The organism is Lentzea sp. NPDC003310 (genome assembly GCF_040610935.1).
Lineage (GTDB): Bacteria > Actinomycetota > Actinomycetes > Mycobacteriales > Pseudonocardiaceae > Lentzea.
This window is the reverse complement of record NZ_JBEXNC010000009.1, coordinates 1-25,686: the sequence shown is the minus strand read 5'-3', so window position 1 is coordinate 25,686 and position 25,686 is coordinate 1. Positions and strand designations below refer to the sequence as shown.

The 25,686-nt window shown below is 69.6% G+C and carries 29 protein-coding genes; 5 read left to right on the top strand and 24 right to left on the bottom strand.

Going from position 1 to position 25,686, the window contains the following annotated elements; translation table 11 throughout:
- Window positions 1–17: 17 nt before the first annotated feature.
- From ABZX02_RS19280 to thyX, 5 genes are all read right to left on the bottom strand, one after another.
- Entirely contained in the window at window positions 18–629 is a 612-nt protein-coding gene (locus ABZX02_RS19280) for a TIGR03085 family metal-binding protein (RefSeq protein ID WP_355299904.1), read from the bottom strand.
- A 25-nt stretch (window positions 630–654) separates the two neighbouring features.
- Window positions 655–1,068, bottom strand: coding sequence for a hypothetical protein (locus ABZX02_RS19275; RefSeq protein WP_355299902.1), 414 nt, complete (start codon window positions 1,066–1,068; stop codon window positions 655–657).
- 2 nt (window positions 1,069–1,070) lie between these two features.
- Window positions 1,071–2,510, bottom strand: coding sequence for a protein kinase (locus tag ABZX02_RS19270; protein ID WP_355299901.1), 1,440 nt, complete (start codon window positions 2,508–2,510; stop codon window positions 1,071–1,073).
- A gap of 71 nt (window positions 2,511–2,581) precedes the next feature.
- Window positions 2,582–2,983, bottom strand: a complete 402-nt coding sequence (locus ABZX02_RS19265) for an ACT domain-containing protein (RefSeq protein WP_355299899.1) — start codon at window positions 2,981–2,983, stop codon at window positions 2,582–2,584.
- A gap of 4 nt (window positions 2,984–2,987) precedes the next feature.
- Entirely contained in the window at window positions 2,988–3,692 is a 705-nt protein-coding gene (gene thyX, locus ABZX02_RS19260) for an FAD-dependent thymidylate synthase (RefSeq protein ID WP_355299898.1), read from the bottom strand.
- Between the two features lie 68 nt (window positions 3,693–3,760).
- Here thyX and ABZX02_RS19255 point away from each other — a divergent pair, with 68 nt between their 5' ends.
- Both ABZX02_RS19255 and ABZX02_RS19250 read left to right on the top strand, forming a co-directional pair.
- The gene (locus ABZX02_RS19255) at window positions 3,761–4,279 is read left to right on the top strand and encodes a toxin-antitoxin system HicB family antitoxin (protein ID WP_355299896.1); all 519 of its coding nucleotides are present in this window, start codon (window positions 3,761–3,763) and stop codon (window positions 4,277–4,279) included.
- A 5-nt stretch (window positions 4,280–4,284) separates the two neighbouring features.
- Window positions 4,285–5,199, top strand: coding sequence for a DUF4097 family beta strand repeat-containing protein (locus tag ABZX02_RS19250; RefSeq protein ID WP_355299895.1), 915 nt, complete (start codon window positions 4,285–4,287; stop codon window positions 5,197–5,199).
- A gap of 30 nt (window positions 5,200–5,229) precedes the next feature.
- Here the strand turns inward: ABZX02_RS19250 and ABZX02_RS19245 are convergent, their stop codons facing one another.
- The 3 genes from ABZX02_RS19245 to ABZX02_RS19235 are packed head-to-tail and all read right to left on the bottom strand — an operon-like array spanning window position 5,230 to window position 7,340.
- Complete coding sequence (locus tag ABZX02_RS19245) at window positions 5,230–5,724, bottom strand: hypothetical protein (RefSeq protein WP_355299893.1); 495 nt, start codon at window positions 5,722–5,724, stop codon at window positions 5,230–5,232.
- Window positions 5,725–5,742: 18 nt separating this feature from the next.
- A complete protein-coding gene (locus tag ABZX02_RS19240) occupies window positions 5,743–6,351 on the bottom strand; it encodes a TetR family transcriptional regulator (RefSeq protein WP_355299891.1) in 609 nt (202 codons plus the stop codon).
- A gap of 5 nt (window positions 6,352–6,356) precedes the next feature.
- Window positions 6,357–7,340, bottom strand: coding sequence for an aldo/keto reductase (locus ABZX02_RS19235; protein ID WP_355299889.1), 984 nt, complete (start codon window positions 7,338–7,340; stop codon window positions 6,357–6,359).
- A 126-nt stretch (window positions 7,341–7,466) separates the two neighbouring features.
- Here ABZX02_RS19235 and ABZX02_RS19230 point away from each other — a divergent pair, with 126 nt between their 5' ends.
- Window positions 7,467–8,009 (top strand): helix-turn-helix domain-containing protein, encoded by a 543-nt coding sequence (locus ABZX02_RS19230; RefSeq protein ID WP_355299887.1) that lies wholly within the window; start codon window positions 7,467–7,469, stop codon window positions 8,007–8,009.
- Entirely contained in the window at window positions 8,006–8,881 is an 876-nt protein-coding gene (locus ABZX02_RS19225; RefSeq protein WP_355299885.1) for an SRPBCC family protein, read from the top strand. Before ABZX02_RS19230 ends, ABZX02_RS19225 begins: the two co-directional genes overlap by 4 nt.
- A 171-nt stretch (window positions 8,882–9,052) precedes the next feature.
- Here the strand turns inward: ABZX02_RS19225 and ABZX02_RS19220 are convergent, their stop codons facing one another.
- Both ABZX02_RS19220 and ABZX02_RS19215 read right to left on the bottom strand, forming a co-directional pair.
- The gene (locus tag ABZX02_RS19220; protein WP_355299883.1) at window positions 9,053–9,559 is read right to left on the bottom strand and encodes a hypothetical protein; all 507 of its coding nucleotides are present in this window, start codon (window positions 9,557–9,559) and stop codon (window positions 9,053–9,055) included.
- Window positions 9,560–9,580: 21 nt separating this feature from the next.
- The gene (locus ABZX02_RS19215) at window positions 9,581–10,123 is read right to left on the bottom strand and encodes a GNAT family N-acetyltransferase (RefSeq protein WP_355299881.1); all 543 of its coding nucleotides are present in this window, start codon (window positions 10,121–10,123) and stop codon (window positions 9,581–9,583) included.
- Between the two features lie 63 nt (window positions 10,124–10,186).
- Between ABZX02_RS19215 and ABZX02_RS19210 the strand changes: the two genes are divergently transcribed.
- A complete protein-coding gene (locus ABZX02_RS19210) occupies window positions 10,187–11,392 on the top strand; it encodes a crosslink repair DNA glycosylase YcaQ family protein (RefSeq protein WP_355300251.1) in 1,206 nt (401 codons plus the stop codon).
- Window positions 11,393–11,774: 382 nt separating this feature from the next.
- Here ABZX02_RS19210 and ABZX02_RS19205 read toward each other — a convergent pair whose 3' ends face one another.
- The 14 genes from ABZX02_RS19205 to ABZX02_RS19140 form a co-directional block, all read right to left on the bottom strand.
- Entirely contained in the window at window positions 11,775–12,212 is a 438-nt protein-coding gene (locus tag ABZX02_RS19205) for a hypothetical protein (RefSeq protein WP_355299879.1), read from the bottom strand.
- Window positions 12,209–12,946, bottom strand: a complete 738-nt coding sequence (gene dapB, locus ABZX02_RS19200; RefSeq protein WP_355299878.1) for a 4-hydroxy-tetrahydrodipicolinate reductase — start codon at window positions 12,944–12,946, stop codon at window positions 12,209–12,211. The genes ABZX02_RS19205 and dapB overlap by 4 nt, the downstream gene beginning before the upstream one ends.
- A complete protein-coding gene (locus tag ABZX02_RS19195) occupies window positions 12,943–14,235 on the bottom strand; it encodes a pitrilysin family protein (protein WP_355300250.1) in 1,293 nt (430 codons plus the stop codon). The genes dapB and ABZX02_RS19195 overlap by 4 nt, the downstream gene beginning before the upstream one ends.
- Window positions 14,236–14,342: 107 nt before the next feature.
- Window positions 14,343–16,583: a polyribonucleotide nucleotidyltransferase gene (locus ABZX02_RS19190; RefSeq protein WP_355299876.1), complete on the bottom strand. Its 2,241-nt coding sequence runs from the start codon at window positions 16,581–16,583 to the stop codon at window positions 14,343–14,345.
- Window positions 16,584–16,813: 230 nt separating this feature from the next.
- Entirely contained in the window at window positions 16,814–17,083 is a 270-nt protein-coding gene (rpsO, locus tag ABZX02_RS19185) for a 30S ribosomal protein S15 (RefSeq protein ID WP_045318466.1), read from the bottom strand.
- Window positions 17,084–17,210: 127 nt separating this feature from the next.
- Window positions 17,211–17,657, bottom strand: a complete 447-nt coding sequence (locus ABZX02_RS19180; protein WP_355299874.1) for a hypothetical protein — start codon at window positions 17,655–17,657, stop codon at window positions 17,211–17,213.
- Window positions 17,654–18,136, bottom strand: coding sequence for a helix-turn-helix transcriptional regulator (locus tag ABZX02_RS19175; protein WP_355300249.1), 483 nt, complete (start codon window positions 18,134–18,136; stop codon window positions 17,654–17,656). Before ABZX02_RS19175 ends, ABZX02_RS19180 begins: the two co-directional genes overlap by 4 nt.
- A gap of 83 nt (window positions 18,137–18,219) precedes the next feature.
- Window positions 18,220–19,152 (bottom strand): bifunctional riboflavin kinase/FAD synthetase, encoded by a 933-nt coding sequence (locus tag ABZX02_RS19170; RefSeq protein WP_355299873.1) that lies wholly within the window; start codon window positions 19,150–19,152, stop codon window positions 18,220–18,222.
- Window positions 19,153–19,201: 49 nt separating this feature from the next.
- Entirely contained in the window at window positions 19,202–19,531 is a 330-nt protein-coding gene (locus tag ABZX02_RS19165) for a hypothetical protein (RefSeq protein WP_355299872.1), read from the bottom strand.
- A gap of 19 nt (window positions 19,532–19,550) precedes the next feature.
- Window positions 19,551–20,438: a tRNA pseudouridine(55) synthase TruB gene (gene truB, locus ABZX02_RS19160; RefSeq protein WP_355299870.1), complete on the bottom strand. Its 888-nt coding sequence runs from the start codon at window positions 20,436–20,438 to the stop codon at window positions 19,551–19,553.
- A gap of 11 nt (window positions 20,439–20,449) precedes the next feature.
- Complete coding sequence (locus ABZX02_RS19155; RefSeq protein WP_355299868.1) at window positions 20,450–21,775, bottom strand: MFS transporter; 1,326 nt, start codon at window positions 21,773–21,775, stop codon at window positions 20,450–20,452.
- A gap of 131 nt (window positions 21,776–21,906) precedes the next feature.
- Window positions 21,907–23,208 (bottom strand): MATE family efflux transporter, encoded by a 1,302-nt coding sequence (locus ABZX02_RS19150; RefSeq protein WP_355299866.1) that lies wholly within the window; start codon window positions 23,206–23,208, stop codon window positions 21,907–21,909.
- Between the two features lie 50 nt (window positions 23,209–23,258).
- Entirely contained in the window at window positions 23,259–24,392 is a 1,134-nt protein-coding gene (locus tag ABZX02_RS19145; protein ID WP_355299865.1) for an ROK family transcriptional regulator, read from the bottom strand.
- Entirely contained in the window at window positions 24,389–25,375 is a 987-nt protein-coding gene (locus ABZX02_RS19140) for a bifunctional oligoribonuclease/PAP phosphatase NrnA (protein ID WP_355299863.1), read from the bottom strand. Before ABZX02_RS19140 ends, ABZX02_RS19145 begins: the two co-directional genes overlap by 4 nt.
- Window positions 25,376–25,686: the final 311 nt, after the last annotated feature.

Genomic DNA, 25,686 nt, shown 5'->3' with positions numbered 1-25,686 from the left:
GCAGAAACTACCCGAGATCAGACACTCCGGTTCAACGACCGCACGCGTTGCACCGCGTCGGCGTCACCGCTGTACTCGACGCGGGCCTCGTCGCGCCCGAACGCCAGCATCACGAGCTCGGCCACCTCACCGGTGATCACCACGCCGTTCGCGCCCTGCTTCGCGACGACGTGCTCGCCATCAGGCCGTACGAGCGTCACGCCCACAGGGGAGGACTTGTACGTCATGCGCGCGGTGAACGGCAGCAGCTTCCACAGCACCTTCTCGCGGCGCTCGTCGTACGGCCGTGGCTCCCAGTCCGGCTGTGCGCGCCGCACGTCCTCGTGGTGCACGAAGTACTCGCCGGTGTTCATCAGGTCGTCGATCGGCGAGATCCAGAACGGCGGCGTGCGGACGAGGTCCAGGAGTTCGCTCCACGCCTTGTGCGCGTAGTCCGTCTGGACCTTCTCGGTCCACTTCGTGAACACCGGCAGCAGGATGCCGGGAGCGGTGTCGGGGCGGCGCTCGCGGATCGCGAGATGTGCGGCCAGGTCCCTGGTCAGCCAGGTGCCGCACAACGTCGGCGCCTCCGGACCGAGTTCGGTCATCAGGTCGACCAGGGCCTTGCGCTCATCGCGGGCGAGACTCACTCCCCCATTCCACCACAGCCGGCGATCAGGCCTCGTTCGGCTTGTAGCAGGCGGTGAACCCGGTCGGCTTGGACGAGTTGTCCGCGAGCAGCTTCACGACCTGCTCGCGGTTCAGGTTCTCCGGGTAGCCGGGCCAGTCCGGCTCCTGACCGTTGACGTGCAGCTCGTCGAGCCAGTAGCCGGACTGCCCGGAGGTCTTCGCGAACTCCAGGTCACAGCCCTTGACCCGCACCACGACCTCGATGGTCTTGTCCGAGGACTTGATGGTGCGCTTGCCGATCTTCTTGGACTTCTTCTCCTTCTCCGTGCTCGGCTCACCGGGGTTGCTGAACCCGGCGGCCTTGAGCTCGGACACGAACTTGTCCTCGTTGTTCGCGCACGCCGTGAGGGCGGCGGCACAACCGAGGACCAACAACGCGGAGACGATCCGTCGCTTCACGGTCAGCTGTCCTTCTTCGCACTGATGGTGCCGTCGAGTTTGCTGGCGTCCTTGGCACTGGCCAGGCACCAGATCTTGCGTTCCGCGTTGCCGCCCTTGTCCTTGGCCCACGCGCTCTCGCTCGGGACCAGGGTCGTGAGCTTGAGCTTCGCGCCGTCCTTGACCCACTCGGAGTTCAGCGTCATCTCGCACCGGGCGACGCCGAGGCTCTTGAGCGCGTCGACGCCGGGGTACGCGGCGTCGGGCAGGTTGGACGCGAGGGGCAACGTGTCGATCACGTCGAACACCTCGAAGTCGTGCGGCTTGTCGCACTCCTCGCGGGAGTCGGAGTTGAGCAGCTTGGTCGGCGCGACCTCACCGAGGCCACAGGTGTTCTCGTACAGACCGAAAACGGGGATCTCGGCGCCCTCGCCGTAGGTCAGCGCCTGGCTGCCGCCGCCACCGGGCGCGGTGAACGCCTTGTGCGCGAAGATGCCGCCGGTGAACGCCGCCGCGGCGATGACCACGGCGGCGACCAGTGCCAGGACGCGGTTGCGCTTCTTCTTCGCGGGGTCCGCGGCCGCGGGCTGCTGGTACTGCTGGGTGTGCACCGGCGCGACACCGGTGGGCGGCGTCGGCTGGTTGCCGATGCTGGAGAGCATCGCGCGGGCCTGCGGGCCGGACAGCCGGGCGTTCGGGTCGGCGATCAGCAGACCGGTGATGACGGCGCCGAGCACGCCCGTGGCACGGGTCAGGCGCGGGGTCTCGCTCATGATCGCGTGCAGCGTCGAGGCCGTGGAGGAGCGTTCGAACGGGCTCCAGCCCTCGACGGCGTAGCAGAGGGTCGCGCCCAGCGCCCACAGGTCGGACGCGGGACCGGCCTCGTGGCCGTGGATGCGTTCGGGCGCCATGTAGGCGGGCGAACCGATGAGGCTGCCGCTCGTGGTGAGGCGCGGGTCGTCGACGGCCTGGGCGATGCCGAAGTCGGTGAGTTTGAGCTTGCCGTCCGGGCGCACCATCAGGTTTCCGGGCTTCACGTCGCGGTGCACGATGCCGGACTGGTGCGCGGTCTCGAGCGCCGACAACGCCTGCAGCGCGATCGAGATGACCTGGTTCTGCGGCATCGGACCGTGGGTGCTGATCAACGTCGACAGCGTCGCCGCCTCGACCAGCTCCATGATGATGTAGGTCGTGCCGTTCTCGTGGATCGCGTCGTAGACCGTCACGATCGCCGGGTCGTTGAGCTTGCCGGCGGTGCGCGCCTCGCGCAGAGCGCGCTCTTCGAGCACACGGCGTTCCTCGTGCGCGATGCCGTCCGGCAGGTGCAGTTCCTTGACCGCGACGAAGCGGCCGATGTGGCGGTCCTGAGCGCGCCAGACGATGCCCATGCCGCCACGGCCGAGCTCCGCGACCAGGGCGTACCTGCCCGCGATGACGCGAGGTTCGACTGCCTGTCCGTGCAACGTGCGCTCCTGAAACCTGGGAACCGGGGGCGTTGACGGTACTTGAGACCCGCCAACCGGGGGATCGGTTCCTAAGCTTCCGGCGCTACAACCAGTTCGTGACCTGCGGCACGCAAGGCCACTACCGCGCGCCCCAGGTCCTTCTGCTTCACCAGCAGGTGGTCGGTGTCGTAAGTGGACAGCGCGAACAGCGAGACGCCCGCCGCCGCCAGCTCCCCCGCCAGAGCGGCCATGATGCCGGTCAGCGTGAACTCGAGCGGCCCCCGCACGGTGAGCAGGCGCCACCCCGTCTCCGCGGTGTCTCCGTCCAGGGCGAACGACGCGGGCGCGATGATCGACAGCTCGGCCGGGGTCCTGGTGACGGACACCAGGACGTCGGTGAGGTCGAGCAGCCCGCTGGGGACCGGAGCGTCCGGTGCCAGGCGCGTGACCGCGTAGTCGCCGGGCCGGACGTCCACGATGAGCCGCTTCATGCGCTCAGCCTTCAACCACCAGTGGGCTGGAGGCAACTTCTGTGCCGTCCGGGAGTGTCGAGATCACGAAGTCCGCGAACGCGTTGGGCGCGGCCTTGGTCAGTTCGCGCAGGCACGCCACCGCGAGCTCGCGCAGTTCGACGTTGATGTGCTCTGTGGCGCGCATGGCGATGAAGTGGCGCCACGAGCGGTAGTTGCCCGTCACGACGATCTCGGTGCCCGTGGCGTTGGGCAGCACGGACCGTGCGATCTGTCGCGCGCGCCGCCCGTTCACGGACTTCTCAAGGCTCTGCACGAGGTCCTCGTACGCCTTGAGGCTCGCCTCGGTGGCGGCGACGAACCGCGCGTGCAGCTCGGGGTCGCGCGCGATCAGGTCCGGCTCGACGACGTCGGTCGGGTCGGTGCGCTGGGAGAGCTGCGAGTACGAGAAGTGCCGGTGCCGGATCAGCTCGTGGGTGAGCGAGCGCGGCAGCTCGGTCAGGTACAGCGAGGCGCTGCCGTGCTCGAACGCGGCGAGGTGGCCGACGTCGAGCAGGTGGTGCAGGAACGTCGCGTTGGTGTTCGTCATGGGGTTCGAGCGGTCCCACGACTGGTAGCAGGCCCGGCCGGCGAACTCGACCAGCGCCGCGCCGCCGTCCGCGTCGGTCGTCCACGGCACGTCGTCCGGCGGGATGAACTCGGTCTTGGCCACCAAACGCACTCTCGGCATGGCGCCGACGGTAGACCTGACACCACGGGTTTGTTGCGCGATGTCGGAAGTGACGTCATAGTGGTGTCATGGATCTGTCGCCGTACATCGCGTCACTGCGCGAGGACCTGGCGACGGCCGCGTCAGCGGGAGATGAGAACACCCGTCGAACGGCCGCCGCGTTGTCCGCAGCGCTCGAGCCAGCCGCGCGACTGGCGATCATGAACGCACTGTCCGACCTGGCCGCGGAGGTCACCGCCTCCCTGGACGGGCAGGTCGTGGACGTTCGCCTGTCCGGCCGTGACGTCCAGGTGGTCGTCACGGGGTCGGCCGAACCGGAGCCGGAGCCCGCCCCGCGTCAGGAGGCGCCACCCTTTGGCACCGGTGACGCCACGGGTGACATCAGCCGCATCACCCTGCGCATGATCAACGAGCTCAAGTCGAAGGCCGAGGCCGCCGCGGCGGCGCAGGGCGTGTCGCTGAACTCGTTCATCCAGCAGGCCGTCGGCGGCGCGGTGCACGGCAAGCACAAGCACCACGGCGGGCACAAGGGGTGGAGCGGGAACGCGGGCCAGGGCTCGCGCGTCCGCGGATGGGTGCAGGGGTGAGCCTGATGACCGAACCGAATTCCGACCCGGCCGCGGAACCGGCCGGCGTGGTGCGCCAGCAGAGCTTCGAGTTCGCGGGCGTCGCCGAGATCGACATCTCGCTGCTCAGCGGCCGCGTGCAGGTGCAGCTGGTCGACGAGCCGGGCGTGCACGTCGAGGTGCGGCACGACCCGAACGCGGGCAACTCGTGGACCGAGGGCCTGTCGAGCGTGCTCAGCTGGGTCAGCGGCCAGTTCGGCCCGGACAAGACCACTCCGCCGAGCGGGCCTGAGGAAGCCGTGCGCGACGCACGGGTCGAACTGCTCGGCAACCGCTTGCGCGTCGAGTCGTCCAAGGCGCTGCCGTTGCGCGCGGTGCCGTTGTCGGTGGTGGTGCGGGCTCCCGTGGGGTCCCACGTGTCGTCACGGACCGGTGCGGCCGACGTCATCGTCACGGGCGGTGCGGGTCGTCTGGACCTGAGCACCGGCACGGGCTCCGTGTCCGCGGACCGCGCGACCGGCGAGGCCAAGGTGAACTCGGGCGCCGGCACGGTGCGGCTGGGCACGATGCTCTCGTCGCTCAAGGCCAAGACCGGCAGCGGTGACGTGGAGGTGTCCTCGATCGCGGGCACGACCACGCTGATCACCGGCACCGGCGACGTGTGGCTCGGCGCGGTGCAGGGCAACGTCCAGGTGCGGACCGGCAGCGGCGACCTGACCGTGGCCGACGCGGCCACGGGGGAGATCCAGCTCGGCACCGGCTCGGGCCACATCCGCGTCGGCATCCGCCAGGGCACGCTCGCGCGCGTCGACCTCGTGTCGACGTCCGGCACCGCCCGCAGCGACCTCGACGTCTCGGCCGAGCCGCTGGGCGACGCCGCGCTGACGGTCACGGGCCGCACGGGCAGCGGCAACGCGCTGGTGACGACCGCTTCGAACTGACCGGGGGGTCGGAGGTCCCGGACGGCGTCCCTAGGGCTCCTGGAACGGCTTGGAGCCGCCGGGGACGTCGTCCGGGAAGAGCGGGCAGCGGATCTCCGCCGTCAGGAACTTCCGCACGAAACTCGAGAAGTTCCCGTCGTAGGACCACTTCTGCTGCATGTCCGTGACCACCACGGTCCACTCGTCCGGCTCGCCGCGGGTGTACCAGAGGCAGTGCTCGCCGTTCACCGTCATGCCCCAGGGCAGCAGACCGGGCCGGTCGGGGTGCACCCGCAGGCCGGGCGCCCTCCGCAACGCGCGCAGCATCTTGGGCGCCGTCGCCATCCAGTTCATGAAGCCGGCGCGGGCCGTCGGGTGCAGGATGCGGACGTAACCGCCCACGATGAGCGGCGGGTAGGCCATGGCGAGGTGCACGTAGTCGCTGGGCAGCGCGGTGCCGGCCCGTGCTTTGACCGCGTCCCAGTCAACCGGGTCCGGGCGCCTCTCGGGCGCTCCCAGCAGATCGATCCACTCGTCAGGCGGCACCGTTCACCTCCGTGACCCTCAAGCATCGCCTGTGGCACTTGGGATTCGGTTGTACCGCAGTCCGGCGACGACCAGTGAGACGACGGCGTCGAACGCGTCCTGAATGTGAGGATTCCCCCACTCCTGGGCGTGAGCCGGGTGGTGGAACACCTGCGTCGCGTCCCACACCGCCTGCGCCGTCGTCCGCACGTCGTCCGTCACGAACTCGTGGGTATCCACGCCGGCCTGGATGATGCGCGTGATCTGCCCCACCAGGTGGCCGAGGTGGTAGTCGGGGATGATCGTGCTCTCGCTCACCAGCACCTTGAACGTCGCGAACAGCTCCGGTTCGTCGGAGTGCGAGAGCCGCTTGCGGTCGAACAGGTGCTGCAGCCAGGCCCGCAGGTTGTCCCCCGCACTGGCCTGCGGGTCGAGCACCGACTCCATCTCGGCGTGGATGGCGTCGAGCCAGCGCCGCGTCACGGCCTCCCGCAACGCGGCCTTGGTCGGGAAGTGGCGGTAGACGCTGCCGTGGCTCACCCCGAGCGCCTTGGCGACGTCGACGACCGTCGCCTTGGCCGGGCCGTACCTGCGCAGCACCTCTTCGGTCGCCGCGAGGATCGCCTCGCCGGTCAACGCCTCCGCCACGTCGCTCACCTCTCGCTGTCCAGCATGGCCATCTGCTGGGCCGGGTACCGCGTGCCCGCAGCGGCCCCGACAGGAACAACGGCCTCGATCTCCTGCAGTTCCCGGTCGGTGAACGTCACGCCGACGGCACCGATCGCCTCGTTCAGCCTCGCACGCTTGGTCGTGCCGACGAGAGGCACCACGTCCTCACCGCGCGCCGCGACCCAGGCGATGGCGAGCTGCGCGACCGTGACGCCCTTGGCCTCGGCGATCTCGCGGAGCTTCGCGACGAGCGTCTCGTTGCTCGCGAGGTTGTCGCCCTGGAACCGGGGAGTGTGGCTGCGGTAGTCGCTGCCGTCGAGCGAGAGAGGAGTGGAAGAGATCAGACCGCGCGAGAGCACGCCATACGCCGTGATGCCGATGCCGAGCTCACGGGTGACTTGGAGGATCTCCCGCTCGACGCCGCGTTCCAGCAGGCCGTACTCGATCTGCAGGTCCGCGATGGGGTGCACGGCGTGGGCGCGGCGGATGGTGTCGACGCCGACCTCGCTCAGGCCGATGTGCCGGACGCGGCCCTTGTCGATCTGCTCGGCGATGGCGCCGATGGTGTCCTCGATCGGGACGGACGGGTCGAGCCGCGCCGGCCGGTAGATGTCGACGTGGTCGGTGCCGAGCCGCTCCAGCGAGTACGCGAGGAAGTTCGCGACCGCGACCGGCCGGGTGTCGAACCCGATGAACGCGCCGTCGGCGTCCCTCATGCCGCCGAACTTGACGCTGAGCTGGACCTCGTCCCGGCGACCCTTGATCGCCTCGGCGACGAGCAGCTCGTTGTGGCCCTGGCCGTAGAAGTCGCCGGTGTCGAGCAGCGTGACGCCCCCGTCCAGGGCGGCGTGGATGGTCGCGATGCTCTCGTCCCGGTCGGCCGGGCCGTAGGCGTTGGACATGCCCATGCAGCCCAGGCCGATCGCGGACACGGCCGGGCCGGTTGCTCCGAGCTGACGCTTCTGCATTTCGAACCCCTTCGTCGTCTGTGCCTCCCAGCCTGCCCGATGGACTGACAGATTTCAATATCTGTCAGTCCATCTCTGTCCGCCTGATTGACAAAAGAGTTTTGAACGTTCAAAGTCTTTTTTGCGATGAGAGACGTGATCTACCTGGAACGGATGGAGCAGGCCGAGACCCTGCTCAAGCCGCAGCGCGTGGAGGTGCTGCGGCAGCTCGCCGCGCCGCGTTCGTGCACCGAGGTCGCCGAGGTGCTCGACCAGACGCCGCAACGCGTGCACTACCACGTGAAACAGCTGGTCAAGGCGGGTCTGGCCGCGCAGGTCTCGGAGCGCCGCGTGCGCGGTGTCCAGGAGGGCCTCTACCAGGCCGTCGCCCGGTCGTACTGGCTGTCACCGCGCCTGGTCGGCCGGATCGGGTCGCGCGACGAACTGGCATTGGGGCACCTCGTGGACCTCGCCGAGCAGATCCAGGTCGACGTGGCGGCGCTCGACAGGTCGAGCGAACTGCCGTCCGTCGGGGTGTCCGGGGAGATCCGGGTGCCGCCAGAGGACCGCGCACGGTTCCTCGCCGACCTCCAGACGACGTTGCAGGACCTCTTCACCAGGTACGGCGGCGCGGAAGGGGATGCGTTCCGCGTCGCGCTCGCCTGCTACCCCAAGGGAGAAGACCGATGAGCACCGGAGTTGTCCGAGTCCGCACGTCCGCCACGCCCGCCCGGATCCACCAGGCGCTGACGACGGCCGACGACCTGCGCGTGTGGCTCGCCGAGCACGCCGACGTCGACCTCGGGCAGGGGGTGTACGAGTTCTGGGGGCGCTACACGCCCGAAGGTGAACGCGGCCGGCAGAAGTTGCTGGAGGTCACTTCTTCTTCGGTGCGCTTCTCGTGGCAGTTGTTCGGCGAGGAGCACACGGTCGAGCTCGGCGTGGAGGAGCGGGACGGCCAGACGCTGATCGTGGCGTCGCAGTCGCCGTACCCGGATTGGGGCCTGGGAGTCGAGGACGAGGGCAGGTCGGGCGTCCTGCAGACGTTCTGGTCGCTGTCGCTCGCGAACCTCGTGGAACACGTCGAGGGGCGCCCGGTGTTCGCGCTGTGCGACTTCTCGACGCCCGAGCAGAAGGTCGAGGTCGACATCGCGGCTCCGCCCGCGGACATCATCCACGCGCTGACCGACCCGGACGTGTTCGCGCGGTACTTCGGCGCGCGGTGCTCGATCGAGCCGCACGTCGGCGGCCGGTGGGCGATGGGCGACGACCTCGAGGACGAGCACGCGGCGAAGATCCTCGCCCTCGACGAGGAGCGCTTCGCGATCGAGTTCCCCGACGGCATGGTCACCTCATGGGAACTCGCGGCGTCCGAGGGGAAGACGCGGCTCACGTTCGTGCAGAGCGGGTTCGACGTGTCCAGCCCGCCGTACGGCTCGTGGCTCGGCTGGCTGTCCGGGTTCGCGGACATGCGCCGGATGCTGGAGCTGCCCTCGTGGCGTCCGCTCTGGCACTCGTACGAGGCGCCCGGACTGCCGGACGGCGCGCTCGTTCTCGAATAATCGGGCGTGAAACCGGCGGGTGAGAGCCAGATCATTCGGCTCTCACCCGTTTGCGCCTGGCTTTCGTCGGCGCTTGATCGATACCTTCGGGGTCGTGCTTGAGTCAGCCCGAGTCACCGTGGCAGCAGTGTTGATCGCCTTCTCCGTGGCGGCGTCGATCCTCTTCAGCTACTAGAGCCAGGCCATCACGATGGCCGGCGAGGCCGCGAGGACGCTGAACCTCGCGAAGCGGCCGACCATCCCGGTGGCCACGAACATGAGCGTGGACATGCCGGCCAGTCCGGCGAGCACGCTCGTCGCCATGAACGGCGGCACCCCGACCAGCGCGCTCACCCCGTGGGTGCCGGCCATCCAGTTCGGGTGCGCCCGGCACTTCGCGTGGATCCACTCGCCCCAGCGGTGCATCCGCGTGCCGGGGCCGAACCAGCGGCTGAGCCGCGACGGCTTCTCGCTGGGCTTGCGGCGCAGGAACTTCGGCAGGTGGATGTCGCCGCGCGCCGCGTAGAAGTACAGGAGCTTGCCCAGCACCTGGCCGACGGCGACCGAGAGGCCGACGATCCAGAACGACGTGTCCGGCCAGCGCGCGCAGAGTCCCAGCACGAACATCTCGATGCTGATCAGTGGGACGATCGCTGAGCCGAAAGCGACCCCGAAGGTGAGGCCGATCAAGGCGAGCACCCGGCCGAGGTTACACAGATCTCAGTCGTCGAGTCGGACGGACAGCGGACCGGACACCCGGACTTCGCGCAACGGACGCCCGCCCGCGTCCAAAGTGCGCACCGTGCCGTCACCCGTCCAGCCCAGTCGTTCGTAGAAGTTCCTGGACGCCTTGTCGGCCTCCGGCACCCACGCGATGCCGCGCGTCGCGCCCGTCTCGTGCAGCCGCCTGCCCGCCTCCGCGACGAGCCGCGTGCCGTGCCCCCGGCGTCCCCACCGCGGCTCGACCAGCACGCTGACGAGCGCCGTGGTGGCCGCGTCCTCCGGCAGGCTGCCGTCGGCCTTCGCGACCTCCTCGTCGGGCGCCTTGCTCGCGACGGCGAACCCGACGACCCACTCCCCCTCGGTCGCCTTGAGCACGGCGCCGAGCTGGATCACGCTCGACCACGAGTCGTCGGTGTCGAGCGTGTCGAGGACCTCCTGCGGCACCAGCTCGGCGTAAGCGAGCCGCCAGGTCTCCCGGTGGATGCGGACGATCTCCGCGAGGTCAGCAGCGGTGGCGATCTCCACGCCGGCGTCGGCCATGCGCGCACCCTATCGGCGCCGGAATTGTCAGGGGTGCGTGGCACCATCGGCGACGTGCAGAGGATGAGTGCGGACGTGGCCCGTCGAATCGCGCTGGGAGCCCAGGGCTTCACCGACCCGAGGCCGTCCGCGGCCACGCGCAGGCACCTGCAACGCGTCCTGTCCCGCGTGCAGCTGCTGCAGATCGACTCGGTGAACGTGGCCGTGCGCGCGCACTACATGCCGCTGTTCTCCCGCCTGGGCTCCTACCCCGCCGCCCTGCTGGACGAGGCCGCCTGGACGCATTCGGTGCGCAAACCGCGCATGCTTGTCGAGACGTGGGCGCACGAGGCGTCCCTCGTCCCCGTGGCCGACTGGCCGCTGTTCCACTCGGGAGCCAAGAAGCGGGGCTGGTGGCAGAACTACCAGACGATCCTCGAACGCTCCCCGCAACTGGTCGACGACGTCCTCGCCGCCGTGAAGGAGCTGGGCCCGATCGGCGCCGGCACCCTGGAGAAGGCCCTCATGGGCGACCAGGGCCGCGCGAAGGGCCCGTGGTGGGACTGGTCCGAGGTGAAGCGGATCTGCGAGGTCCTGTTCGGCGTGGGCGTCCTGACCACCGGCACCCGCCGCTCGTTCGAGCGGCTCTACGACCTGACCGAACGAGTCATCCCACCCGACGTCCTTGCCCAGAAGTGGGACGCCGACTCAGGCGCCCGAGAACTGGTCCTGCGCTCCGCCGTGGCCCTCGGCGTGGCCACCGAACCAGACCTGCGCGACTACTACCGCCTCGACCCCCGCCGCTCCCAGGCCGCGGTCGCCTCCCTGGTGGAGGACGGCGTCCTGGAACCGGTGGCCGTCGACGGCTGGCGAGGAGTGGCGTACCGCCACGTCGACGCCCGAGCCCCACGCCGCGTCACGGGCCGCGCCCTGCTGTGCCCGTTCGACCCGCTGATCTGGGAGCGGGCCCGCACCGAACGCATCTTCGGCTTCCGCTACCGCATCGAGATCTACGTCCCCGAACCGAAGCGCGTGCACGGCTACTACGTGTTCCCGTTCCTGCTGGACGGCGCGCTCGTGGGCCGCGTGGACATCAAGGCCGACCGGGCCGCGGGCGTGCTGCGGGTGCAGTCGGCGTGGGCCGAGGAGGGGGTGGACCGCCCGCGCGTCGCCGTGGAGCTGGCGGCCGAGCTGCGGCACATGGCCGAGTGGCTGGGCCTGGAGGACGTGCTGGTGGTGCAGAAGGGGGACCTGGCGGCGGAGCTGATCGCGGCGGTGGTCAACGGCTGACCCGGCCCGCTGGGAAGTCGCCGCGCGCCGCCGCCACCACGGCGCGCCCTTCACGCCGCGCACCACACGCCACACCCAGGCGGCGCGCGTCACACGCCGCACCCCTCGCACCGCACGCCACGCGGCGCACCCAGTAGCGCCGCGCTCAGAGCGACACCCCCAGCCACTCGCACCACACCCCGGCGGAGTCGCACCAAGTGATGCCGCGCCCGTCGTCCCCGCCCGTCCTCCAGCCGTGCTCACGCCACGCCCAGGCGGCCACCCACCCCGCCCTCTCCAACCCCGTCCCCGCGAGTCCTCTCCCGCCCCAGCGCGCCTGCCCCTCCCATCGTCGCTCCCCCGACAACGCAAAAGCCCCAGGCCAGCGGCCTGGGGCTTCGGGTCACGCGTGCAGCTGTATGGCTTTCCGCATCGTCTCGCGAGCCCGCCCGCGGTCCCCCGCGACGTCGTACGCGTGGGCCAGCCGGAACCACGCCCGCCAGTCCTCCGGCGCGGCCTCCACCTCGGCCCGCCGCTCCTCGAACCACGAGTCCGCCGCGTCCCGCTCCACCCGGCCCGACGGCCGGCGCGGCAGGTGCGACACGTCCGGCAGCAGGCCGTCCGCCTCCAGCTCGCGCGCCATCTTCTCGGTCTCCCACCCGAACCGCAGGTTCGAGTACACGAGCCAGACGCCGAGCAGCGGCAGGATCAGCACGCCGACGCCCAGCAGCACACCCACGACCTCGCCCGTCCGCAGCAGGGCCACGGCCCGGCCGGCGAGCAGGACGAAGTAGACCGCGAGCGCCGCGATCAGCAGGCCTACGGTGAGCCGGACCTTCACAGGTCTAGGTACTTGTCGAGGCCGACGGCGAGACCGGGGCGATCGACGATCTCCCGCACCGCCAGCACCACGCCGGGCATGAAGGACGCGCGGTGCAGCGAGTCCTGGCGCAGCGTCAGGGTCTCGCTCTCGCCACCGAACACGACCTCCTGGTGCGCGATCATGCCGGAGATCCGCAGCGAGTGGACGCGCACGCCGTCCACCGACGCACCTCGTGCGCCCGGCTCCTCGACGGTGGTCGCGTCGGGCATCGGGCCCATGCCCTTCCGCGCCGCCACGATCAGGCGCGCGGTGTGGGCCGCGGTGCCCGAGGGCGCGTCGGCCTTGCGCGGGTGGTGCAGCTCGATGATCTCGGCCGACTCGTAGTAGCGGGCGGCGATCTCCGAGAAGCGCATCAGCAGGACGGCGCCGATGCCGAAGTTCGGCGCGACCAGGACACCCACGGACGGCTTGTCCGCGAGCAGCGCGGAGACCGCGTCCAGGCGGGTCTGGTCGAAGCCGGAAGTGCCGACCACACAGTGGATTCCGGCGCCGATGCAGAACTCCAGGTTCTCCATCACCACGTCGGGGTGCGTGAAGTCGACGACGACCTGGGCGCCCGCGTCCACGAGCGTCTGCAGCGGGTCGCCGGCGTTGAGGGCCGCCACGACCTCCATGTCCTTCGCGGCCTCGACCGCGCGAACCACCTCGGAACCCATGCGGCCCCGCGCGCCGAGAACTCCGACGCGAATCATGCAATCACCTCGTGTACCTGGTCCGGCAGATCGTCGGCGTGATCGTAAGGGCCCACCACCGCGGCGGCGACGGGCCTGCGCAGCAGCTCGCGTGCGAGCAGCGCCACTTCCTCCGCGGAGACGGCGTCGATGCGCGTGAGGGTCTCTTCCACGCTCAGGTGGTCGCCGTAGTTCAGCTCGGACTTGCCGATGCGCGACATCCGCGAACTGGTGTCCTCCAGCCCGAGCACCAACGCGCCGCGCAGTTGGCCCTTGCCGCGCGCCACCTCCGCGTCCGACAGGCCACCGCGCGCGATGTCCACGAGCACCTCGCGGATCACGCCCGCGGTCTCACCGAGGCGGTCCGGCTGGCAGCCCGCGTACACGGCGAACGTGCCGGTGTCCGCGTACAGGCCGACCGACGAGTACACCTGGTAGGCGAGGCCTCGCCGTTCGCGCACCTCCTGGAACAGCCGCGAGCTCATGCCGCCGCCGATGGCCGCGTTCAGCACGTTCAACGCGAAGCGGCGCTCGTCGTGGCGGTCGAGACCGCGCATGCCGAGCATCAGGTGCGCCTGTTCGGTGTCGTCGGTGTGCAGCACCAGCTTGCGGGCGTCGGCGATGCGCGCGCGACCCGCCCTCGGTGCGACCGCGCTGCCCTCCCGCGTCAGGCGGTCGCCGATGGCCTTACGCACCAGGCGCATCACCTGCGCGTGCTCGATGTTGCCCGCGACCGAGAGCACCATGCGCGGCAGCGTGTAGCGCTTCTTGTAGAACGAGAACAGGTTGTCCCGCTGCATGTCCTGAATGGACTTCTCGGTGCCCAGCACCGGACGCCCCAGCGCGTGCCCGCCGAACAGCGCCTCGATGAACGCGTCGTGCAGCAGGTCCTCGGGGTCGTCGTCGCGCATCGCGATCTCCTCGAGCACGACTCCGCGTTCGGTCTCGAAGTCGCGAGGGCCGCAGATCGCCTCGAACACCACGTCGGTGACGAGGTCGACCGCCAGCGGCAGGTCCTCGTCCAGCACGTGCGCGTAGTAGCAGGTGTGCTCCTTCGCGGTGAACGCGTTCAGCTCACCGCCGACCGCGTCGATCTCCTCGGCGATGGCCGCCGCCGTGCGCCGGGTGGTCCCCTTGAACAGCAGGTGTTCCAGGTAGTGCGCGGCACCCGCGACTTCGGGCCGCTCGTCGCGGGACCCGACCTGCACCCACAGCCCGACCGAGGCGGACCGGACGCTCGGGATGCGCTCGGTGATGACCCGCAGACCCGACGGCAGCATGCTGCGCCGCACCTCGGAGCCCGCGGACATCTCCAGCACCCGCGTGCTGCCCGGCTTCTGGAGGTGCCCAGGCGTTGCAGTACGCGGACGGCCGCGGGTGGGTGCACCCGCGGCCGTCACGTTGTTGCTCGTCGCACTCACTGCGCGGGAGCCGCCTCAGCAGCGGATTCCTCCGCGGCGGGGGCCTCAGCCGGCTTCGCGGCGTCCTCTTCGGACACCACGACGAGGCTGATCTTGCCGCGCTGGTCGATGTCGGCGATCTCGACGCGGAGCTTGTCGCCGACCTTGACGACGTCCTCCACCTTCGCGATGCGCTTGCCGTTGCCCAGCTTCGAGATGTGGACGAGGCCGTCCTTGCCGGGCAGCAGCGAGACGAACGCGCCGAACGCGGCCGTCTTCACCACGGTGCCCAGGAAGCGCTCGCCGACCTTCGGCAGCTGCGGGTTCGCGATCGCGTTGATCATGCCGATCGCGGCCTCGGCCGAGGGGCCGTCCGCTGCACCGACGTAGATCGTGCCGTCGTCCTCGATGGAGATGTCGGCACCGGTCTGCTCGGTGATCGAGTTGATCATCTTGCCCTTCGGGCCGATGACCTCGCCGATCTTGTCGGTCGGGATCTTGACCGACGTCACGCGCGGCGCGAAGGCGCTCATCTCGTCCGGGTCGGAGATGGCCTCGGCCATGACCTCGAGGATCGTGTAGCGCGCGTCGCGGGCCTGGCCCAGCGCCGCCGCCAGCACCTCGGACGGGATGCCGTCGAGCTTCGTGTCGAGCTGCAGCGCCGTCACGAACTCCTTGGTGCCCGCGACCTTGAAGTCCATGTCGCCGAACGCGTCCTCGGCACCGAGGATGTCGGTCAGCGCCACGTACTCGGTCTTGCCGTCGACCTCGTCGGAGACGAGACCCATCGCGATGCCGGAGACCGGCGCCTTCAGCGGGACACCCGCGTTGAGCAGCGACAGGGTCGAGGCGCAGACCGAACCCATGGACGTCGAGCCGTTGGAGCCGAGGGCCTCGGACACCTGGCGGATCGCGTACGGGAACTCGTCGCGCTTCGGCAGCACCGGCATGAGCGCGCGCTCGGCCAGTGCGCCGTGGCCGATCTCGCGGCGCTTCGGCGAGCCCACGCGGCCGGTCTCACCGGTCGAGTAGGGCGGGAAGTTGTAGTGGTGCAGGTAGCGCTTGTGCGTCTCGGGAGCGAGCGAGTCGATCTGCTGCTCCATGCGCAGCATGTTCAGCGTGGTGACACCCAGGATCTGGGTCTCGCCGCGCTCGAACAGCGCCGAGCCGTGCGTCCTCGGGATCACGGCCACCTCGGCACCGAGGTCGCGGATGTCCGTGAGGCCGCGGCCGTCGATGCGGACCTTGTCGCGCAGGATCCGCTGGCGCACGAGCTTCTTGGTCAGCGAGCGGAACGCGGCGCCGACCTCCTTCTCGCGACCCTCGAACTGCTCGGCCAGCTTCTCGAGCGTGGCGGCCTTGATCTCGTCGAGCTTGCCCTCGCGCTCCTGCTTGCCCGCGATGGTCAGCGCCTGCGCCAGCTCACCGGCGGCAGCGGACTCGACGGCCTCGAACGCGTCGGCCTGGTAGGCCGGGTACGTCGGGAAGTCGCCGGTGGCCTTCGCGGCGACCTGGGCGAGCTGCGCCTGGGCCTCGCAGAGGACCTTGATGAACGGCTTGGAGGCCTCGAGGCCCGCGGCCACGACCTCCTCGGTCGGGGCGGTGGCGCCCTCGGCGATCATGTCGATCACGTTGTCGGTGGCCTCGGCCTCGACCATCATGATCGCGACGTCGCCGGCCTCGGTCACGCGACCCGCGACGACCATGTCGAACACGGCCTTCTCGAGCTGCTCGTAGGTCGGGAACGCGACCCACTGGCCCTCGATCAGGGCGACGCGGACGCCGCCGATCGGGCCGGAGAACGGCAGACCCGCGAGCTGCGTCGACGCGGACGCGGCGTTGATCGCCACGACGTCGTACAGGTCCTTCGGGTTCAGGCTCATCACGGTGATGACGACCTGGATCTCGTTGCGCAGACCGTCCACGAAGGACGGGCGCAGCGGACGGTCGATCAGGCGGCAGGTGAGGATGGCGTCCGTGCTCGGACGGCCCTCACGCCGGAAGAAGGAGCCGGGGATGCGGCCCGCGGCGTACATGCGCTCCTCGACGTCCACCGTGAGGGGGAAGAAGTCGAAGTGCTCCTTGGGGTGCTTCGACGCCGTCGTGGCGGAAAGAAGCATGGTCTCGTCGTCCAGGTACGCCACCACGCTGCCGGCGGCCTGACGCGCGAGGCGCCCGGTCTCGAAGCGGATGGAGCGCGAGCCGAACTTGCCGTTGTCGATAACGGCAGTCGCCTCGTGGACCTCGATGTCCGTCATTTACTTGTTACTCCTCGTCTTTTGGACACCGCTCACGCGTTCTGACGAGGCCGGTCTTCGATCGAAGTCCTCTGGGGCGTTTCCACCAGAGGGCCACTACCGAGGACCGGCGAAAACTGCTTCGCGCGATGCGGGTCCTGTTGTGCTTCCTCTTTGCAACCAGGGATCTGTATACACCCGGTTGTGCGCCGAGGGGGAGTGACCGGCCGGTCACTCCCCCTCGGCGTGAATCACCTGCGCAGACCGAGGCGCTGGATCAGCGCGCGGTAGCGGTTGATGTCCACCTTGGTCAGGTAGTTCAGCAGACGGCGGCGACGGCCGACCATCAGCAGGAGACCACGGCGGGAGTGGTGGTCGTGCTTGTGCTGCTTGAGGTGCTCGGTGAGGTCGGCGATGCGCTTGCTCAGCAGAGCGACCTGCGCCTCGGTCGAGCCCGTGTCCGAGTCGTGCAGACCGTACTCACCGAGGATGGACTTCTTCTGATCCGTGGACAGTGCCACTAGGTACTTCTCCTACTTGTTCAGGTCCGTGCGGCCCCACGCCCGCCGAATTGCTGGCCGGGGTAGCCGGTACTGGCCGCCACGGACCGCAGCCAGACCCAACTGCGAAGGCTATCAGGCAGTGTGCTCAGCGGCGCGCTGACGTGCGCAACCCCACCCGGTCCACGGGTGCGTGGACGCCGTCCGCGCTGCTCACGAGCACTGCTTCCGACGGCTGCCACGGGCTGCTCAGAAACTCCGGCATCGGTTGTCCGCTGTACCCGTAGGCCACCGTCAGGTGCGCGAACCAATTGTCGTCCGCGCCCGCCGCTCTTGCCAACCGATTTAGGTCGCCGTCGATTCCCGCCCAGAGAACCCGGCCGCGGAAGTCGTCGAAGTTCCGAAGCCGGAGCTCGGGGACCTCATGGCCCTCGAGCGCCCGGAAACGTTCCTCATCAGCGGATTCACCGTGGAAGCACAACGTGATGTGCCACTTCTCCGGCTTGGTCCACTCCAGGTCGAGCGTCCGGTCCAGCACGGCGTCGAGCTCGTCGACCACGTACCGGGGCGGGTAGAGCGCGGTGAAGTACCTCACCGCTGGCCGGCGGCCCTGATGGCACGCCGGAACAGCTCCGCGATCGCCGGGAAGTCGTCGTGCAGCAGGTCGGCGGCCTGCTGGAGCTCGACGCGGTCGGCGACCCGGCGCAGCACCGGGTACGCGACGCTCTCGTCGCCGTTGACCGGCAACGAGTCGCGCGAGACCGTCGGCTTGGAGTCGCGCACGTCGTCGAGCGCGCGCTGCAACGCCTCCGGCGCCCCCGTCGCCACGTCGGGCGTGAGGATCTTGCGCTCCAGCATGATCATGCGCGCCAGCACCGCGGGGTTGCCGATCTTGGCCCGGCGGCCGCTCATCACCTGGCTGAGCATCGGCGCGCTGATCCCGAGCACGTCCGCGAGCTGGGCCTGGGACACGTTGAAGGCCACGACCAACCTGCGCACCCGGTCACCCAGAGGCTCCCCGTACCACTCCCGTTGCAGGGCGAGGTTGCGCTGAACGATCTTGTGGTCCTCCACCTTGGCCTCTCCAGTAGCCCGCACTCTGACCGCATCCTGCCAGCACGAAGGCTGTCAGGTGCCCTTTTCGCCTGATCTGACGGTCACGACTCGGCCAGCAGTTCCCTCGTTCGGTCTACGTCCCGGTGCATTTGTTCGAGCAGGGCCTCGACGGAGTCGTACTTCTCCATCTCGCGCAGCCGTTCGATGAAGTCCACGGCCACGCGCTGGCCGTAGTAGTCCTCGTCCACGTCGAGCACGAAGGCCTCGACGCGGCGCTCCTTGCCGGAGAACGTCGGGTTGGTGCCGACCGACACGGCGGCCTTGAGCGTCTTGCCCTTGGCGTCGGTGAACCAGCACGCGTAGATGCCGTCGGCCGGCACCGCCGCGAACTTGGGCGTGGACAGGTTGGCGGTCGGGAACCCCAGGTCCTTGCCGCGCCCGTCGCCCTTGACGACGATCCCCTCGAGGCGGTGCGGCCGCCCCAGCGCCTCGGCCGCCGCCCTCACGTCACCGGCGTCGATGCACGCCCGGATGTAGGTGGACGAGTACGTCACCTCGTCTGCGGACACCAGATCAGCCCCCTCGGTCACGAATCCGAACCGCTGCCCCAGCTGACGCAGCAGCGCGACCGTACCCGCCGCCTTGTGCCCGAAGGTGAAGTTCTCCCCCACCACGACAGCCGCCGCGTGCAGCTTCTCGACGAGCACCTCGTGCACGAACTCGTCGGCGGGCATCCTGGAGGTCTCCAGCGTGAACGGCACCACCACGAAGTGGTCGATGCCGAGCTCCTCGACCAGCTCGGCCCGCCGGCGCAGCGTGGTGAGCTGCGCGGGGTGGCTGCCGGGCCGCACGACCTCGGACGGGTGGGGGTCGAAGGTCATCAGCACGCTCGGCAGGCCGCGCTGCTCCGCGAGCTCGACGGCACGCCCGATCAGGGCCTGGTGGCCTTTGTGGACACCGTCGAACACGCCGATGGTGACTACGCAGCGGCCCCAGCCGCCCGGGAGGTGATCCAGTCCGCGCCAGCGTTGCACGGTGATCAGCCTACGACGGGTGCGCGAGCCACCGCAGACGCAGGTGCCGTCACGGATTCCCGCCGGCCAGGCACCGCTCGAACCTGTGCGGCTCGGCCAGCATCCCGAGCACCATCAGACCGAAGTCGTAGTCCTCCGGGTCAGCCGCGCTGAAGTCGAAGTCGAAGATCGTCGGCCAGTCCCGGGGTTCGTGCAGGTAGGTGCAGGACCACACCACCGCACCACCCGACAGGATCAGCAACCGACGCCGGTACGAGAGTCGACTGAGCTCGGCGGTCATGCCCGGTTCGAGCGCGAACCACCGCCGCCAATGCCGCAACCACAGCTTCCCGTCGCGCCGATGCAGCGCGACGGACCACCACGCTCGTCTCACGATCATGAAGACCCCCAGCGGAAGCCTAATCAGCCGGGCTGAGCACCACCACGGGCTTGCAGGCCGGGCCTTCGTCCTTCGCCAGCGCGATGACGTGGCCATCCGGCCCGAACACCCCGTACGTCCCGTCGATCCCCCCGGCACGCAACCGCTGCCCGTGCGACAACGCCGACGCCTCCTTCGGGTCGATCTCCCGGCGCGGGAACGCCGTGGCGACCGCCGCGTCGAGGTCCAGCGACAGGCCGGGCGTCTCCTCCAGCTGCGCGAGCGTCTTGGCCACGCGCAGGTCGAACGGGCCGACCCTGGTGCGCCGCAACGCCCCGAGGTGGCCACCGACACCGAGCGCGGCGCCCAGGTCGCGGGCCAACGCGCGCACGTACGTGCCGGACGAGCACTCGACCATCACGTCGAGCAGCACCGTCTTGTCCTCACGACGCGAGAACAGCACGTCGAACCGATGCACGGTCACGGGCCGTGCGGGGATCTCCACCTCTTCACCGGCACGGACGCGTGCGTAGGCGCGCTTGCCGTCGATCTTCACCGCGGACACCGACGACGGCACCTGCTGGATCGGGCCGGTCAGCTTCGCCACCTCGGCCGCGACCGCCTCGTCGGAGACCCCCGAAGCGTCCTCAGTGGACAGGACCTCGCCCTCGGCGTCGTCCGTGGTGGTGGACGCGCCGAGCACGATCGTCGCGAGGTACGCCTTGCTGTCGAGCGCGAGGTGGCCGAGGAGCTTCGTGGCGCGCTCGATGCCGAGCACGAGCACGCCGGTGGCCATCGGGTCGAGCGTGCCGGCGTGCCCGACCTTGCGGGTGCCGAGGATCCTGCGCACACGCGCCACCACGTCGTGCGAGGTCATGCCGTCCGGCTTGTCGACGACGACCAGGCCCGGTGCAACAGAGGGTTTCACGGCGCAGAAGCTTAAGCGACGCGCAGCGCGTCCCAGCGACGACGCCGGATCTGCACCGGCACCGCCTCCCCGCGTTCCTCGGCCTCGAACACGGCGGCACGGGCGCGGCGCCACCACACGAGCATCCGCCAGCCGCCGAACACGAGCACCACCACGAGGAAGCTCAGCGCGACGCGGAACGCCGCGGCGGGCGCGAGCACGCCCTCCACGAGGTCCAGCAGCACGCCGATGCCCAGCGCCGAGACCGTCACGGCGAGAAAGCCGCCGACGTTGACCAGACCGCTCGCGGTGGACTGGCGGTGCGACGGGTTGTAGTCGCGGGCGAGCGCGAACGCCACTCCCGAGATCGGTCCACCCACGGTCAGCACGAGGAACACGACCGCGATGACCGGCGCCGGCACGTGCCCGCCCGGCCACAGCAGCAACACGGCCCACCCGGTGAACGCGAAGCCCAGGAACCCCACGGCGATCGGCATGCGCCACTCGGGGTTGCGCGAGAACAGCCCGCCGACGACCGGTCCCGTCACGATCCCGCCGATGACGAGGAGACCGAGCGTGGAGGACGCGGCCTGCGGCGACATGCCCTGCGCCTGCACGAGGTACGGGTAGCCCCACAGCAGGCCGATGACGGCGGGCGTAGACATCGTGCTGAAGTGCGCCCAGAACCCGAGCCGGGTGCCGGGCACGCTCCACGCCTGCCGCACCTTCGGCCAGATCTTGCGCAACGGCACGGGTTCCGGCCTCGGCGCGGTGAAGCCCGAAGGCACGTCGCGCACCCGCAGGAACGCCACGACCGAGTAGAGCGCGGTGACTCCGCCCGCGACGAGGAACGCCCACGTCCAGCCGATCGAGCCGAGCAGCAGCGTCAGCGGCACGGTGGCGACGAGGTTGCCGAAGCCGCCGATCGTGGCCGTGACGGCGACGACGAGCGAGTACTGGCGCGGCGGGAAGTGCGTCGCGACCAGGCGGATCACGCTGATGAACGTCATCGCGTCCCCCATGCCCAGCACGGCGCGCGCGGTGAGACCCAGCGCGTAGGAGTCGGCGACGGCGAAGAGCAGCTGGCCGGTGCCCATGAGCAGGGCGGCGACCGTGAGGACGCGGCGCGGCCCGTAGCGGTCGACGAGCAGGCCGGTGGGGATCTGCATGAGGGCGTAGACACCGATCTGCAGCACGGTGAACACACCGAGCTGGGCGGGTCCGAGCCCGAAGCGTTCGCTCGCCTCCAGTCCGGCCACGCCGAGCGTGGTCCGGTGGAACAGGGCGGCGAAGTAGACGAAGACGGCGGTGGTCCAGATCAGCCACGAGGTGCGGGTGGCGCGATCGACCGGCGGCAAGGCGCACTCTCCCCAGTTCAGAGGTAGGCGGACATTAGTTACATCGCATCAAGCAACCTTCTTGGTAACGGTTACATGCCGTGAAGTCGGACACAGCACCCGTTCGGGGCGGTCTTCCGTGGGCCTGGTCACTACCGGACCGCGCCCTCCACGGCCCACTCTCCCGACCGTGTGCGCCACACGACGGCAAGGAGCCGCAAGACCATGAACGCCGACAACCCCGTCCAGATGCCGGCCAGTCCCCAGCCGAACGCGTACGAGGCCCACACGAGCGGCAGGAACCCGATCACCGCCGAGCCGAGCGTCGCCGTGCGCATGAACTTCACGTCACCCGCCCCGAGCAGCACGCCGTCCAACGCGAACACCACGCCCGCGATCGGTTGCAGTGCAACGAAGAACCACCAGGCGTGCGGGATCTCGGCCAGCACGCCCGCGTCCGTCGTGAACGCCCGCGGCAGCACGGTGACCAGCGCGGCGAACACGATCCCGAGCCCGATGCCGAACACCAGCCCGTACCGCGTGACCTGCCAGGCGAGCTTCTCCGCCTGCCGGCGCTTCGAGGCGCCCAGCGCCGCACCGACCAACGACTGCGCCGCGATGGCCAACGAGTCGAGCACAAGTGCGAGGAACGTCCACAACTGCAACACGACCTGATGCGCACCCAACGCCCCCACGGACGTCCGTGCCGCCACAGAGGCCGCGCTGATGAAGCACGCCTGGAACGCCAAACTCCGCAGAACCAGATCACGGCCCATGCCGAGCTGCGCGCGCATGGACGCCCAGTGCGGCTTCAACGACACTTGCTCCGCGAACAACGCCTTGAAGAACAGCCCTGCTGACAGCAGCTGTGCCACGACGTTCGCGATGGCCGAACCCTCAAGCCCCCACCCCGCGCCATAAACGAGCGCAGGACACAACACGGCGCTGATGCCGTTGCCGATCAGGATGTACTTGAGAGGCCGCCGTGTGTCCTGAACACCGCGCATCCACCCGTTGCCGGCCATCGTCACGAGGATGAACGGCGCACCGAACAACGCGATGCGCACCCACTCGACCGCCGCGTCCGCCACAGCACCGGCACCCGCGAGCAGCTCCGCCAACGGCCGCGCGAACAACTGCCCGAGGAGCACCACGAGCACACCGGCGGCCAACGCCAGCCACGTCGCCTGAACGCCCTCCTCAACGGCCTCCTGCCGACGCCCGGCACCGTGCAACCGAGCCGTGCGCGCCGTCGTGCCGTACGAGAGGAACGTCAGCTGCGTCGACACCTGCGTGAGCAACACACCGCCGAGAGCAAGCCCTGCGAGCGGTAGCGCGCCAAGGTGCCCCACGACCGCCGTGTCGACGAGCACGTACAGCGGCTCGGCCGCCAACACCCCCAGGGCGGGCACCGCCAGCCCGATGACCCGCCGAGCGGGAACCCGATCCTCCACCCGACGAACCTATGCGCTGGCACACGCCCGCGTGCGGTGACGGCGGCCACTCACGACCGTTGGGGCAACCCGAAGACCTGCTCGCGCGCGACGGCCAGCGCCGAGTGCAACGCGCCGGACCGGACGGGCTTCGCGGTGATCTGCGCGAGGTGCACGGGCGTCCGCGGCACGACGAGCTTGAGCAGCTCCTGCGCCACCAGGTCGCACAACGTCTCACCGCCCGCGTGCGCCACCGCACCGGACAGCAGCACCAGTTCGGGGTCGAGCACGCACACGACGTTCGCCAGCCCGAGCGCGATCCGGTGCGCCAGCAGCGTGAGGAACGCCTTGCCCTCGGTGCCGGCGTTCAGCGCGTGCGCCACGGCCTCCAGCCCGGTGGACTCGGTGATGCCGTGCTCGGCCGCCAGCGCGACGATCGCCTCGCTGTCGACCTGGTCGCCGTAACGGCCACCGGGCACCTGCATCGAGTCGATCTCACCGGCGCCACCGGTGACACCCCGCAGCAGCGTGCCGTTGACCACGACCGCCGAGCCGATCTCGTCCGCGGGCCAGAACAGCACGAAGTTGCGCACCCCGGCCGCCCGCCCGGAGCTCATCTCCTCGAGCGCGGCGAGGTTGATGTCGTTCTCGATCGACACCGAGGTGCCGAGCAGCTCGCGCAACGTGGACGGCAGGTCGACGTCGACGAGCCCGGGAAGGTGCGGCGCGAACCCGAGGTGCCCGGTGGCCGGGTCGACCGCACCGGGCGTACCGACCACGACGTGCGACAACGCGTCGAGCGTCAACCCGGCGAGCGCCGCCGCCTTCTGCACCGTCTCCCGGAAGACCCGGAGCGTGTTCTCCTTGGGCATCGGCGCGCTGTGCTCGGCGAGCAACGACCCGGTGATGTCCGCGATGGCCACGTCGATCAGCTCGGGCGACAACGCCACCGCCGCCACGTACCCGACACCACCGTTGACGGCCCACATCTGCGCCCGAGGCCCCCGCCCACCACCACGCAACCCGGTGCGGACGACCATGCCGTCCTCCTCGAGCCGCGCGAGCAACTGCGCGGTGGCGGGCTTGGACAGCCCGATCACTTCTTCCAACTCGGCCCGAGTCATCGCCCCGCTGCGCAGCAACGTCTCGATGGCGGCCCGATCGTTGATCTCCCGCAGCAACCGCGGGCTTCCCGTCCGTGTCATGACCCCACCCGCTCCAACGCGCCCTTCAGCGCCGCAACGACCTGCTCAGCGGCCCCCTCGAAGGTGAACCCGGCCGCCAGCCGGTGCCCACCACCCCCGAGGACCTGCGCCACCTCACGAACGTCGACCCGGCTGACAGCCCGCAACGACACGGACCAGTACCCGGGCCTGAGCTCCTTCAACACGGCCGCGACCTCAGCCTCGGAGGCAGAACGGACCACGTCGATCACGCTCTCCACCTCCTCGCTGCGCACACCGTGAACGTCCTCAATGCTCACGACAGCATGGACAAGCCCCAACCCACCCGCCGCCGCAAGGTCAAGCTCCGCCCTGGCCAACACACGAGACAACATGCCGAGATACGCGAACGGATGCGCGTCCATCAACGGCCGAGTAACGGCATACGCGTCCACTCCGGTCTCCAACAACCGAGCAGCAGTGCGATGAGCAGCAGGCCCAGCCTTCCGAAACCCACCGGTGTCCGTGACAAGTCCCGCGTAGATGCACCGAGCAATCGGCTCGTCGACCTCAACACCCATCTCGTCGAGCAGCTGGAGCGCGATGAGCGCCGTAGCCTCAGCATGCTCATCAATGCAGTGCAACGTCCCGTACCGAGTGTTGGACACGTGGTGGTCCACCACGATCACGGGCCCACGGCACCGCGCAACCCGCCCCTGCAACGGCCCGAGCCGAGCCAAACTGCCCGTGTCCATGACAACGAGCATCTCGGGCTCCTCCGGCACCTCGTCCCGATGAACGAGCAACCCAGCGGTGTCCAAAGCCTTCAAACTCTCGGGCACGACCTCCGGGTCACCAAAGGCCACCCGCACCACAACACCCCGCCGATGCAGCGCAAGCCCGACAGCCAAGGCACTCCCGAGCGTGTCGGCATCGGGGTTGATGTGACTAAGCAGGGTCACGTCACGGGCGTCGGCCAGTAACCGCGCGGCCTCGGCAATGGTGGTGCTCAGGTCGTCTGCCACAGGGAGACGTTAGCCGTTAACGGCCAGAAAGTGCTGTCCGGCACCCTCAGACAAGACAGTTTCCATCCAATTACCCAACGAACGTGCCAAGTGGACGAACCAACAACCACCCCACCCAGCCGCAAGTCAGCAGGAAGAGCAAAGCGGCATGCCCCGCCCCACAGCGACGCCGAAGGCGAGCAACTCAAGCAAAGCCGAAGGCGAGCAGTCTCTTCCCAAGACCTAAGGGCGGTGGGGTCCCATCACGAGTCGCGCCATAGCTCTTGCTGCACCTGAGGGGTGGGGGGGGGGGGGGACGGGTTTGTTTGAAT

Coding starts and splice junctions, on each gene's coding strand:
- ABZX02_RS19265 (WP_355299899.1), bottom strand. CDS start 2,983: ATGAAGCGGCTCATCGTGGACGTCCGGCCCGGCGACTACGCGGTCACG.
- thyX (WP_355299898.1), bottom strand. CDS start 3,692: ATGCCGAGAGTGCGTTTGGTGGCCAAGACCGAGTTCATCCCGCCGGAC.
- ABZX02_RS19255 (WP_355299896.1), top strand. CDS start 3,761: ATGGATCTGTCGCCGTACATCGCGTCACTGCGCGAGGACCTGGCGACG.
- ABZX02_RS19250 (WP_355299895.1), top strand. CDS start 4,285: ATGACCGAACCGAATTCCGACCCGGCCGCGGAACCGGCCGGCGTGGTG.
- ABZX02_RS19235 (WP_355299889.1), bottom strand. CDS start 7,340: ATGCAGAAGCGTCAGCTCGGAGCAACCGGCCCGGCCGTGTCCGCGATC.
- ABZX02_RS19230 (WP_355299887.1), top strand. CDS start 7,467: ATGAGAGACGTGATCTACCTGGAACGGATGGAGCAGGCCGAGACCCTG.
- ABZX02_RS19225 (WP_355299885.1), top strand. CDS start 8,006: ATGAGCACCGGAGTTGTCCGAGTCCGCACGTCCGCCACGCCCGCCCGG.
- ABZX02_RS19215 (WP_355299881.1), bottom strand. CDS start 10,123: ATGGCCGACGCCGGCGTGGAGATCGCCACCGCTGCTGACCTCGCGGAG.
- ABZX02_RS19210 (WP_355300251.1), top strand. CDS start 10,187: ATGAGTGCGGACGTGGCCCGTCGAATCGCGCTGGGAGCCCAGGGCTTC.
- dapB (WP_355299878.1), bottom strand. CDS start 12,946: ATGATTCGCGTCGGAGTTCTCGGCGCGCGGGGCCGCATGGGTTCCGAG.
- ABZX02_RS19195 (WP_355300250.1), bottom strand. CDS start 14,235: ATGTCCGCGGGCTCCGAGGTGCGGCGCAGCATGCTGCCGTCGGGTCTG.
- ABZX02_RS19190 (WP_355299876.1), bottom strand. CDS start 16,583: ATGACGGACATCGAGGTCCACGAGGCGACTGCCGTTATCGACAACGGC.
- ABZX02_RS19165 (WP_355299872.1), bottom strand. CDS start 19,531: ATGATCGTGAGACGAGCGTGGTGGTCCGTCGCGCTGCATCGGCGCGAC.
- ABZX02_RS19145 (WP_355299865.1), bottom strand. CDS start 24,392: ATGACACGGACGGGAAGCCCGCGGTTGCTGCGGGAGATCAACGATCGG.